General features: G+C 72.4%; 6 protein-coding genes and 2 pseudogenes. 4 read left to right on the forward strand and 4 right to left on the reverse strand.

What is annotated here, in order from left to right; translation table 11 throughout:
- Positions 1 to 383: pseudogene (locus ABZ281_RS25555) on the reverse strand (DNA-binding response regulator); the annotation flags it as partial.
- A gap of 74 nt (positions 384 to 457) precedes the next feature.
- On the opposite strand from ABZ281_RS25555, the gene ABZ281_RS25560 reads away from it, so the two are divergent.
- Both ABZ281_RS25560 and ABZ281_RS25565 read left to right on the forward strand, forming a co-directional pair.
- The gene (locus ABZ281_RS25560) at positions 458 to 1312 is read left to right on the forward strand and encodes an oxidoreductase (protein ID WP_356659037.1); all 855 of its coding nucleotides are present in this window, start codon (positions 458 to 460) and stop codon (positions 1310 to 1312) included.
- A 243-nt stretch (positions 1313 to 1555) separates the two neighbouring features.
- Positions 1556 to 3370 carry an ABC transporter ATP-binding protein gene (locus ABZ281_RS25565; RefSeq protein ID WP_356659039.1) on the forward strand — a complete coding sequence of 605 codons (1815 nt, stop codon included), beginning with the start codon at positions 1556 to 1558 and terminating at the stop codon, positions 3368 to 3370.
- A 10-nt stretch (positions 3371 to 3380) separates the two neighbouring features.
- On the opposite strand, the gene ABZ281_RS25570 is transcribed toward ABZ281_RS25565, so the two are convergent.
- The gene (locus ABZ281_RS25570; protein WP_356659041.1) at positions 3381 to 3614 is read right to left on the reverse strand and encodes a hypothetical protein; all 234 of its coding nucleotides are present in this window, start codon (positions 3612 to 3614) and stop codon (positions 3381 to 3383) included.
- Positions 3615 to 3902: 288 nt separating this feature from the next.
- Here ABZ281_RS25570 and ABZ281_RS25575 point away from each other — a divergent pair, with 288 nt between their 5' ends.
- A complete protein-coding gene (locus ABZ281_RS25575) occupies positions 3903 to 4637 on the forward strand; it encodes a hypothetical protein (RefSeq protein ID WP_356659043.1) in 735 nt (244 codons plus the stop codon).
- A 12-nt stretch (positions 4638 to 4649) separates the two neighbouring features.
- On the opposite strand, the gene ABZ281_RS25580 is transcribed toward ABZ281_RS25575, so the two are convergent.
- Positions 4650 to 6164, reverse strand: coding sequence for an MFS transporter (locus tag ABZ281_RS25580; protein WP_356659045.1), 1515 nt, complete (start codon positions 6162 to 6164; stop codon positions 4650 to 4652).
- A 617-nt stretch (positions 6165 to 6781) separates the two neighbouring features.
- Positions 6782 to 7975, reverse strand: coding sequence for an aromatic ring-hydroxylating dioxygenase subunit alpha (locus ABZ281_RS25585; RefSeq protein ID WP_356659047.1), 1194 nt, complete (start codon positions 7973 to 7975; stop codon positions 6782 to 6784).
- A 283-nt stretch (positions 7976 to 8258) separates the two neighbouring features.
- Between ABZ281_RS25585 and ABZ281_RS25590 the strand changes: the two are divergent.
- Positions 8259 to 8477 (forward strand): annotated as a pseudogene (locus ABZ281_RS25590) (SRPBCC family protein); the annotation flags it as partial.
- Positions 8478 to 8572: the final 95 nt, after the last annotated feature.

Below are 8572 nucleotides of genomic sequence, written 5' to 3' on the forward strand. Positions count from 1 at the left end.
AGGGTGGCGCCCGAGGTGACGGTGTACTCGCGGCCGCCCGGGGCGTCCAGGCCGGCGAGGATCGCGTACCTGCGGTCGATGATGATCGTCTCGTGGGGCAGGGCCGTCGCGGCGACACGCACCCGCGCGCCCTTGGCGGCGATGTCGCGCAGATGCTCACGGCCGCGCTCGCCGGCCAGTGCGGCAGGGCTGCACAGCTTGCGGACCTGCCGGCCACCGGGCTCGCGCAGCCACCCCTCGGAAGCCTGCCGGGCGCGACGCAGCTGGGAGAAGGTGTCGAGATCGCGGACGGCGCAGATGAACTCCTCGCGGACCGAGGAGAACAGGTGCTCGGTCCGTGCGAGGAAATCGAGGTCACCGCGGACCGTCACGACGTCTGCCACCCGGCCATTCTGCCCCGTGGCAGCTCTTTGCCACGCGTTGGCGTCCGGGATGCCCCGTCGCCGAGGCTGCGGACATGAGCAACGACTTCCTCCTCGGCGGCGACCTCCCGGTCGACCGCATCGGCTTCGGCGCCATGCGCCTGTCCGCGAACGGCTTCACCGGCCCGTCCCGGGACCCCGGGACCGGCCGCGCCGTCCTGCGCCGTGCCGTCGAACTCGGGGCCGACCACATCGACACCGCCTCCTTCTACGTCAGCGACGACCGGTCCGTCCGCGCCAACGACCTGATCCGCGAGGCTCTGCACCCCTACCCGGACGGCCTGGTCATCGCCACCAAGGTCGGCCCGGCGCGCACGCCCGACGGAGGCCTGACCCAGACTCACGACCCGGCCGGGCTGCGCCGGTTGGTCGAGGAGAACCTCGAAACCCTCGGCGTGGACCGGCTCGACCTGGTCTACCTGCGCATCGGCCTGATGGAACCGCCACACGGCGAGTCCGTGGCCGCACGGTTCGAGGCGCTGGCCGCGCTGCGCGAGGAGGGTCTGATCCGCCACCTCGGACTGAGCAACATCGACTCGGGTCACCTCGCCGAGGCCCGGACGATCGCGCCCGTCGCGGCCGTCCAGAACCACTACCACGCCGGCAAGCGTGACGACGCCCGGCTCCTGGCCGCCTGTGAGGAGGCCGGCATCGCCTTCGTGCCGTTCTTCCCGCTGGGCGGCGGCATCAGCGACCTCAGCGGTGACCGTATGAGCAAGGTGGCGGAACGGCACGGGGTGAGCGTTCCGCAGATCGCCCTGGCCTGGCTGCTGGCGTCCTCCCCCGTCACGCTGGCCATCCCCGGCACGGGCTCCCTCGACCACCTGGAGGAGAACATGGCCGCCCGGTCGATCGCCCTCACCCCGCAGGACCTCTCCGACCTCGCCTGACGCGCCGGCAGGGGCGCCTCCACGTCGCCTACCGGCGCGCGCCACCGTCCCACCCCGAATCCGCCCGCCGCGCCCCAGGGCGCTCCCCGCACACCACCCTCCGGCCGGAAAAGGCTTGGACGCCGCGGCCGGCATCGCGGGACACTTCCGGACTCGACCCGAAACCTCACACATCCGTTGCGGCGATGGCCCCTGCCCGCACGCGCGGCGTGGCGGGCGGCCACAGGACGACACAGGGGTGGGATGGAAACGCCGGAAACACACAGGGTATTACCGGGCAGGCGCTCGGTACTTCTCGCACTTCGCTACTACGGAAGGGAGTTGTCCCGGCTGCGCCGGTGGACGGCGCCCGCGATGCTGCTCTCGGCGCTGGGCAACATCGGTATCAACTACGTCGCGCCGCTGATCGTCGCCAAGCTCGTCGGCGACATCGCGGGGAACAAGGACGTCTCGGTCGGCGCGATGCTGCCGTACGTCCTTGCCTTCGCAGGGGTCCTGCTGGTCGCGGAGGCGCTGTGGCGCGTCGCCCTGCACTGCCTCAACCGCCTCGACGCCCTGGGCATCGAGCACCTGTACGTGGCCGGCATGGACGAACTGTTCGCCAAGGACGCCGCGTTCTTCCACGACAACTTCGCCGGTTCGCTGACCAAGCGGGTCCTCAGCTTCGCCTCGCGCTTCGAGCAGTTCGTCGACACGCTGACGTTCCAGATCGTGGGGAGCTTCGTGCCGCTGACGTTCGGCGCGGTGGTGCTGTGGCGCTACGAACCGCTGCTCGTCGTCGGTCTTGTGGTGATGATCGCGCTGACGGCGGCACTGGTCGTGCCGCTCATCCGGCGCCGCCAGGCGCTCGTCGACCAGCGTGAGGAGGCGATCGCCCGGGTGTCGGGCCATGTCGCCGACAGTCTGATGAACATGGACACGGTGCGGGCGTTCGCCGCGGAGGAGCGCGAGGCCGCCGAACACCGGTCCCGGGTGGCGAGGTCACGCCGGCTCACCATGCGGTCGTGGGACTACGGCAACCTGCGCATCGACACGCTGGTCGCGCCGATGTCCGTCCTGACCAGCGCGATGGGCCTGCTGCTCGCGGTGACGCTGGGTGGTGGAGCGCACGGGGTGGAGGCGATCGTGGTCGCCTTCGCCTACTACAACAACGCGACCCGGATCATGTTCGAGTTCAACCAGATATACCGCCGGCTGGAGAGCTCGATGACGGAGGCCGCGCAGTTCACCGAACTGCTCCTGGTGCCGCCGACCGTGCTCGACCCTCCCGCCCCGGAGCCGCTGCGGTCCCGGGCCGCCGACGTCCGCTTCGAGAAGGTGACCTTCGCCCACAAGGGCGGCCGGCCGCTCTTCGAGGGACTCGACCTGGCCGTGCCGAGCGGGGCGAAGATCGGTCTCGTGGGCCGGTCCGGCGGCGGAAAGACTTCCCTCACCCGACTGCTGCTGCGGATGACCGACATCGACGGCGGCCGCATCCTGGTCGGCGGCCAGGACATCAGCCGGGTGCGCCAGGCGGACCTGCGCGGGCGGATCGCGTACGTGCCGCAGGACCCGGCGATGTTCCACCGCACCCTGCGGGACAACATCGCCTTCGCCCGGCCGGACGCCACCGACGCCGAGATCCGCCGGGCGGCCGAGGCGGCCCATGTCACCGAGTTCGCCGCGGCGTTGCCGCACGGCTTCGACACCATGGTGGGCGAGCGGGGCGTCAAGCTGTCCGGCGGTCAGCGCCAGCGGGTGGCCCTCGCCCGGGCGATCCTGCGGGACGCGCCGATCCTGCTGCTCGACGAGGCCACCAGCGCCCTGGACTCCGAGAGCGAGCTGCTGGTCCAGGAGGCGCTGTGGCGGCTCATGGACGGCCGGACCGCGCTGGTGGTCGCGCACCGGCTGAGCACGGTCGCCGGCATGGACCAGCTCGTCGTCCTCGACCGCGGCCGGATCGTCGAGCAGGGCACCCACCAGGAGCTGCTCGCGATCGAGGGTGCCTACGCGAAGCTGTGGCAGCACCAGTCGGGCGGCTTCCTGGACGACACCCCCGGGCGGGCCGAGGTGCTGTAGCGCGGGCCCGCTACCTCCGCGGGAGAGCCGGTGCCCGGGCCGCCAGGGCCTCCAGCAGGAGGTCCACCGCCTGTTCGAAGGAGCTGTCCGCCATCGCGGGCAGCTCCTGTCGTACCGCGGTCAGGGACGGGTGCGTCGCCGGATCGAGGCCCTGGTAGACGTTCCGCCACGACCGGTGGTCGGTCTCGCGCTGCTGCGGGGAAAGAGCGTGGAACGCCGCCTCCGTGGCGGCGTGGCTGAGCACGGTGTCGATGAAGGCGAGGTAGAGCCGTGCGGCGTCGGCCGCGGGGAAGCCCGCGGTGAGCAGCAGGCCGATCCCCGTCTCGACGGCGCGGACAGGCGGCCGACCTGGTCGTCCTCGACCGCGACCCGTTCGCGGGTCCGCCCGAGGAGATCGCCGCCACCCGGGTCCTCACGGCCTTCGTCGAAGGCAGGCGGGTCCACACGTACGCCTGAGGCGTGTTCCAATGCTCCGGGGTCTGCGGTGACGGAAGGGGGATGAGGCGCGGTGGGGTCGTCGGGGGACGCAGCCATGCGGTCCGTGGTGTGGATACTGCTCGCCGTCGTGACGCTCGGCGTCGGCTCGGCGTCGGCCCGCGAGATCGGCGGGGCGCTGGAGCGGGAGAGGGAGTACCGCGGCGCGCCGGCCTGCGCCACGGTTCCCGTCAAGGCGTCGGGGTGCGTGTGGGAGCAGGAGTTCACCGTACGGAGCGCCGCCATGAACCGCGGGAAGCGGGGCGAGGTCCCGGAGGCGAAGCTGGTGCTGCCGTCGGGCAAGCCGTGGGAGGTGACGTTCCTGCGGACCGAGCCGGTGATGTCCGAGATGGAGCCGGACGAGAAGGTCGTCGGTGTGATCTGGCACGGGCAGGTCGTCGAGGTACGGGACGCCGAGGGCCGGCGCCAGCAGACGTCGGACGGCCCGGTGGGTTGGCCCGAGGACCGACTGGGCGGCGCGCTGGCCTGCGTCTCGTTCGGCCTGGCTGCCCTCGTGGGCGGGGTGTGGCCGCTCTTCGCGCGGGGCGACGAGCGTCGTGTGACGGCGGCGAAGATGGTGCGGTGGCACGGCGTCGGCCTGGGCGCGACGGCGATCCTGACGCTCTGGGCGCAGGCGGCCAACGACTGGCCGCTCTGGGCCATTGCGGCGATCTGGGGGCCGCTCGCGCTGCTGATCCTGGCGTCCATGACGGCTTTCGCCCTCGGCGCGCTGCGCGGCGAGCTGGACGACGACGCACCCGCCCCGCGTCAGCCGGAGCCACAGGCCTCGTGAAGGCGTGAGCGCTCAGGTCTGCCGGGCGTGCACGGGGCTGTGGGCGACATCGTCCGGGCACGGGCCGTGCGGCTCCCGAGTCCGCCGGTCGCGCCGCCAGTCGTACGCCGCGAGGGCCAGGGACGCGGTCATGCCGAGGAGCCCGGCGGTCATCGCGAGGAAGAGGGCGCCGCGGTGGTCGTCGCTCCTGCTGCCGAGCACGAGGTAATAGAGGCCGGGCAGGGCGGCGGTGCCCACCGCGGCGCCGAGCCGCTGCCCGGTCTGCAGAGCGCCCCCCGCCGCTCCCGCCATGTGCACGGGGACGTCCCGCAGCGTCATGGTGATGTTGGGGGAGATCACGCACCCACCGCCGACGCCGCCGAGGAACAGCACCGGGGCGGCGATCCAGGGCGCGATGTCGAGGGGCGCGAAGCGCAGCAGCAGCGCGGTGCCGCCCAGTCCGAGGATCACGCCCGTGAGGCCGCCCACGGTGAGCAGGCGGCCGAGCCGGTCCACGAGCCGCCCGGATACGGCGGCCGCGACGGCCGAGCCGAGGGCGAAGGGGGTCACGGCGAGGCCCGACTCGAGCGGGGAGAAGCCCAGGCCGTGCTGGTAGAAGAGGGCGAAGACCAGCCAGACGCCGCTGAAGCCGACGAAGTAGAGCGTGCCGACGCCGGCGCCCACGGCGTAGCCGCGCACCGTGGTGAACAGGCGCGGATCGAGCAGCGGCTGGGTACCGCGGTCGACCAGGCGGCGCTGCCGGCGGGTGAAGACGAAGAGCAGCGCGGCACCGGCGGGGAACATCCACCACAGCCGGGTGAGGCCGCCGGTCTCCGCCTGGACCAGCGGGTACATGAGGGCGAGGACGCCGAGGCCGAGGAGCAGGACACCGGGCAGGTCCATGGGTTCCCGCCGGGAGCGCCGGGTGCGGGGCAGCAGGCGGCGTCCGAGGAGGACCGCCAGGATGCCGATGGGGACGTTGACGTAGAAGATCCAGCGCCAGCCCTGGGCGCCGTCGGCCAGGGCGAGGATCAGGCCGCCGGTGAGGGGGCCGACGGCGGAGGAGATGCCGACGGTGGCGCCGAAGAACCCGAAGGCCCGGCCGCGTTCGCCGCCGCGGAACATCTGCTGGATGAGCGCGGAGTTCTGCGGGGCCATGAAGCCGGCCGCCAGGCCCTGGGCAAGCCGGGCCACGACCAGCAGGGTGATGTTCGGGGCCGCTCCGCAGGCCGCGCTGAAGAGCACGAAACCGCTGAGGGCGATCAGGAAGATGCGGCGCCGGTCCAGGGCGTCGCCGAGGCGGCCGGCGGTGACCAGGGCGAGGCCGAAGGAGAGGGCGTAGCCGGACACCACCCACTGCACCTCGGCCGCGGAGGCGTGCAGTTGCCGCTGGACAGTGGGCAGGGCGACGGCGACGATCGACACGTCCAGCAGGCTCATGAATCCGGCGACCAGCGTGACCCACAGGGCGCGCCACCGCTTCGGGTCCGGCTCGTACCCGTCCCCCTGCCCGCCCTGGTTGCGGCCGCCCGCCGCCGACGCTGTCACTTGGGCTCCTCTCACCAGGCACGCACCCGGCGGACAAGTTCCCCCGCCCGGGCGGCGGCACACACCCGCCCCGGAGATCCTCCCGGACGTCACGGTGACCCGCGCCCCGGCCTGAGCGCCCGCGCATCACGTTCCGTGATCAACCGGACGCCGCGCGGAGGGGATCGTTTGATCGCGCGAGATTCGTGCAGGCGTTGTGCTTGAAGACGACCGGCGAAAGGAACCAGGTGATGGCGGCGCCCGACAACGACGAGTCGGTGGATCCCGCGGCTGTGAGACGACACCGCGTACTGTTCCGGGCGATCGAGAAACGACGTCATCCGAAGCTGCGCCGCAGCGACATCACGGTGACCGACGATGCGGGACAGCAGCCTGCGGCGGCTGGAGGAGCAAGTGCGGCTGCACGTCGACCACCCGGCCGGCTGACCCACCATGGCGCGGACGAAGCAGTAGGCCGTCGCGGCGTGCGGCCGCCGCACGCCGGCTCCTGCCCGGGGCGAGCGTCGTCACGCTGCCCGGCGCCTCGCACCACTCCCTGCCCACCGAACAACCCGGCCGGCTCAACCGGCTGCTGACGGAGTTCCTGGCCTGACCCCGGCCGGTAGGCGTCCGCGCCCCTAGCGCGCGGCCCCGTCGGCACCCGGCATCGGCGACGGCCCGCGGTCCTGCCCGGCGCACATCGAGGCGGCGCCGCACGCGCCGCCCCGGGGGCGGATGGGGACGCCGTTGGTCCGCAGGACCTCGCGGACGTCCAGGATCAGGGAGAACACCTCGCGGTTGCGGTCCTCACCCTGCTCGTCCCACGCGCACTGCTCGGCCTCGACGGCCATCCGGTCCTCGGCGAACACCCGCTCGGTGAAGCGTCTGATGAGCGGCCAGGCCAGCTGCAGAGCGCCGGGAATCCGGGGCTTCTCGATCATGAGGAGGCCGAAGGTGTGGCACCGGCGCTGTTCGGCGTCCTCGGGCACATAGGCGGCCCAGAGGCGGAAGGCCGGCCGCTCGGCGTTCTCCGGGACCAGGTCGAGGGTCTGGTACGGGTACGCGGTGCGGATCGTCATGACGTCCCGGGAGTCGCTGCCGCCGATGCCCTCGGCGGCCAGCAGACTGGCCCCGCGATTCCGCTTGCCCCCGGCGTGGCTGAACAGGTACCGGGCCTCCACCGACCGCTCGTCGGTGCGGAAGTCGAGCAGTTCGGGGCGGAGCCTGCCGACCACGCCCCGGTGGAGGAACTGGTGGTTCATGTCGAGGAGGTTCTCGTGCATGAACGAGTAGTGGCAGCGCACGGTCCGGGAGTACGTCATCGTCCTGTACCGCGGCGAGCCGAACGCGGGAAGGTCGGGCAGCGGCGCGGCGGCCGCCTTGTCCGGGTCGCCCGGGAACACGAACACCAGGCCGTACGCCTCGCGGACGGGGTAGCCGCGCACGCCGCGCGGGGGCCGGCCGTCCCTCTTGGAGAGGTACGGGATCTGCGAGATGCGGCCGTCGCCCCGGTAGGCCCAGGCGTGATAGCAGCACCGCAGGGCCTCGCCCTCCACGACGCCCATGCTCAGCGGGACCTGGCGGTGGGCACACCGGTCCTCCAGCGCGTACACGGTGCCGCTCTCCCCGCGGTACAGCGCGATGCGCTCACCGGCGAAGGTCGTCGCGAACGCCCGCTTGCTGCGCACGTTCTTCGCCAGGGCGACGGGGTACCAGAAGTCCGGGTTCGCCCCGACGCGCCGGAGGTCGACCATGCCGGTACTCGGGTCACGGTGCTCCGAGGGCCAATCGGCCCCGGCAGAGAAGGTCCCGGCCTCGTCGGTCTCGGTCATACCTCTCCCTCGCGCGTACGGGCAGCGACAGCCGCGCGTCGCGTCAGGCAGCACCGTGCTGCCGATTCGGGCGCCCCGGCACCGTTCATCCTGACCGCGGCACGCCGCTCACGCCCTGCCCGGTGCGTACGGACGGGTGACTAGAGGTCGAGCGTGGGGAGACCTGCCAGGCCGGTGTCGCGCATGATGCGGTCCACGGTCTCGCCCAGGGTGCTGTCGGTGCCGTGTTCCGCGCCCTGCAGCGCGGGCGCCGGTTTCGACGGAGACAGGGAGCGTGGTCGGTGTGGCCCGGAATCGCCGGTTGATCCTGAGCTCGCCGTCCGAGGTATGGGACCTGCTGGCCGACGGCCATCGCTACGGGGAATGGGTCTCCGGCACGCAACAGGTCACCGCCGCCGACCCGCACTGGCCGGAGGTGGGTGCCCGTCTCCAGGTCCGTGTCGGACTGGGTCCGTTGGTGCTCGACGACGTCTGTGTCGTACGCATCTGTGAGCCGCGGCGCCTGCGCCCTCACCCACGGCAACTTCTTCGCCGAGGTCGACAACGCCATCGAGCTGCTCTACCCCGTCTTCCGGGCCAAGACCAGCGAAGAGGCCT

The organism is Streptomyces sp. NPDC006265 (genome assembly GCF_040613555.1).
In the GTDB taxonomy this organism is placed as follows: Bacteria; Actinomycetota; Actinomycetes; order Streptomycetales; family Streptomycetaceae; genus Streptomyces.